This window comes from Shewanella sp. 10N.286.45.A1 (assembly GCF_041470405.1).
Classification (GTDB): domain Bacteria; phylum Pseudomonadota; class Gammaproteobacteria; order Enterobacterales; family Shewanellaceae; genus Shewanella.
The window spans coordinates 1,324-4,124 of record NZ_JBFRMK010000279.1 but is presented as its reverse complement, the minus strand read 5'-3'; the positions used below and the strand labels follow the sequence as shown (position 1 = coordinate 4,124).

The following is a 2,801-nucleotide window of genomic DNA, read 5'->3' as shown; positions in this document are numbered from 1 at the left end:
AGCCCAGTTGTAGTCATCACAAACGCCTTTCAACGGTATCGCAGACATCAATCGTGCGTTCACGTATGCACGATGTAATGAATCACGCATTGCCAAACCATTCATCACAGTTGCAAGCATCCCCATATGGTCACCAACAACTCGATTCATTCCCGCTTGCGCTAGACCTTCGCCACGAAACAGGTTACCACCGCCAATAACAACACCGACTTGAATACCGAGCTCTACTAACTCTTTGATCTCCTGACCCATGCGATCTAACACTTTTGGGTCGATGCCGAAGCCTTCTTCACCCATTAGGGCTTCACCACTTAGTTTTAAAAGAACACGGCGATAAGCAGGTTTAGGATTGGTACTCATATTTATTATTCCTGATAATGGCTTTAGGGAATTGTATACTCAAATAACCTCACGATGTATTTTTCGTCTCACACATCATAAACTTATTTCAGTAAATACAATAAGACCGCAGCAATTGCTACGGTCTTAAGTTGGCTAAAAAAGGATATTAACCTTTAGTAGCAGCGATTTGTGCAGCAACTTCAGCAGCAAAATCTTCTTCTTTCTTCGCGATACCTTCACCAACTTCTAAACGGATGAAGTTAGAAACTGAAGCACCTTTCTCTTTAAGAACAGCGCCAACAGTTTTCTTAGGTTCCATGATGTAAGCTTGGCCAGTAAGAGAGATCTCACCAGTAAACTTCTTCATACGACCAAGAACCATCTTCTTAGCAATCTCTTCAGGCTTGCCTTCGTTCATAGCGATTTCGATCTGAAGTGCTTCTTCTTTTGCAACAAGATCAGCAGGAACATCTTCAGGGTTAACGAATTCAGGCTTAGAAGCAGCAACGTGCATTGCAACGTGCTTAAGTGTTTCTTCGTCAGCTTCACCAGCAACAACAACACCGATACGCTCACCGTGACGGTACTGAGCTAGGTTTGCACCATCGATGTATTCAACGCGACGAACGTTGATGTTTTCACCGATCTTAGCAACAAGTGCAACACGAGTTTCTTCGAACTGTGCTTTAAGATCTTCGATAGATACTTTAGAAGCAGAAGCAACGTCTAGTACTGAGTTAGCAAATGCTAAGAAGTTAGCATCTTTTGCAACAAAGTCAGTTTGACAGTTAACTTCTAATAGAGCAGCGAAACCTTCGCCATTCTTAATAAGGATTGCGCCTTCAGCAGCGATATTACCCGCTTTTTTAGCAGCTTTTGCAGCACCGCTCTTACGCATGTTGTCAATTGCAAGCTCGATGTCACCGTTAGTTTCGGTCAAAGCTTTCTTACAGTCCATCATGCCAGCGCCAGTGCGGTCACGAAGTTCTTTAACTTGGGCAGCAGTAATTGCCATTGTTAAATCCTCTACAGATAATTCTTCAAATTCAATAGATATAGAACAGGGGCAAATCACCTTAGATGAAATAGCCCCTGCTCACCAATCATGTATCTTGGTTAATAAGGGAGATGGAAAAAACCATCAAACTTATTATTCAGCTTCTACGAAACCGTCTTGCTCAGCTTGAACAGCTAGGTCTTGGTTACGACCAGCTTTAGCAGCAGTAGCAACAGACTCAGTGTAAAGACGGATAGAACGCATAGCATCATCATTACCAGGAATGATGTAGTTGATACCGTCTGGAGAAGAGTTTGTATCAACAACAGCAACAACAGGAATACCTAGGTTGTTAGCTTCTTTAATAGCAATATGCTCGTGGTCAGCACCGATTACGAAGATCACGTCTGGAAGACCAGCCATGTTCTTGATACCACCAAGAGACTTTTCTAGTTTCTCAAGTTCACGAGTACGCATAAGCGCTTCTTTCTTAGTAAGCTTGTCGAAAGTACCGTCGATAGACTGGCTTTCAAGATCTTTAAGACGCTTAATTGATTGACGAACTGTTTTCCAGTTAGTCAACATACCACCTAACCAACGGTGATCTACGTAGAACTGGTCACAAGAAACAGCAGCTTCTTTGATAGCTTCGCTCGCAGCACGCTTAGTACCAACGAAAAGAACCTTACCTTTTTTAGAAGCGATGTTGCTGATGAACGCTAATGCTTCATTGAACATAGGCACAGTGTGCTCTAGGTTAATGATATGAACGCCGTTACGTGCGCCGAAGATGAATGGCTTCATCTTTGGGTTCCAGTAACGAGTTTGGTGACCGAAGTGAACACCGGCTTGTAGCATGTCGCGCATTGAAACTGTAGTCATTTTATTTACCTTAAATAATTTAGGGGGTTAGACCTCCACATATCCCATATCTTCGACCCGGTTAAGGGCACCCCGAAGAATGTGTCGATATGTGTGTGATTTAGTATTTTCAATTAGCCATGTATAATGGCGGCCATATTAACGCTGCTGCTCTCCCTAAGGTTGAACAACAAGAGTCAAACATAACGGCGCGCTTTATACCATATTTTGAAAAAAAGCACAAATATTTACGTCGTTTTAGGGCATAATAACCTTTATTGAAAGACAGCAAATCTAAAGACAGAAGAGACGGTTGAATGAGTATTGTAATTAAGACGGCAGAAGAGATTGAAAAAATGCGTGCGGCAGGTAAATTAGCGGCCCAAGTTTTAGAAATGGTTGCTCCTCACGTAAAAGCTGGTGTCACCACCAATGAGCTCAATGACATATGCGCCAAGTTTACAGAAGATAACGGCGCAATCTCGGCTCCGCTTGATTATCACGGTTTTCCAAAATCTATCTGTACCTCTGTAAATGATGTGATTTGTCATGGTATTCCAAATGATAAACCACTGGTTGATGGCGATATCATCAACATAGA

The 2,801-nt window shown here is 42.4% G+C and carries 3 protein-coding genes and 1 pseudogene; 1 reads left to right on the top strand and 3 read right to left on the bottom strand.

Annotated elements, in window-relative coordinates; all coding sequences use genetic code 11:
- The 3 genes and pseudogenes from AB4238_RS18650 to rpsB all read right to left on the bottom strand — a co-directional run.
- Positions 1-360 (bottom strand): annotated as a pseudogene (locus AB4238_RS18650) (UMP kinase); the annotation flags it as partial.
- A gap of 148 nt (positions 361-508) precedes the next feature.
- Positions 509-1,357, bottom strand: a complete 849-nt coding sequence (gene tsf / locus AB4238_RS18645; protein WP_372034796.1) for a translation elongation factor Ts — start codon at positions 1,355-1,357, stop codon at positions 509-511.
- A 135-nt stretch (positions 1,358-1,492) separates the two neighbouring features.
- Positions 1,493-2,221: a 30S ribosomal protein S2 gene (gene rpsB / locus AB4238_RS18640; RefSeq protein WP_020913562.1), complete on the bottom strand. Its 729-nt coding sequence runs from the start codon at positions 2,219-2,221 to the stop codon at positions 1,493-1,495.
- Positions 2,222-2,517: 296 nt separating this feature from the next.
- Between rpsB and AB4238_RS18635 the strand changes: the two genes are divergently transcribed.
- Positions 2,518-2,801: M24 family metallopeptidase (locus tag AB4238_RS18635; RefSeq protein WP_372034795.1), on the top strand; the 284-nt coding region annotated here is incomplete at its 3' end.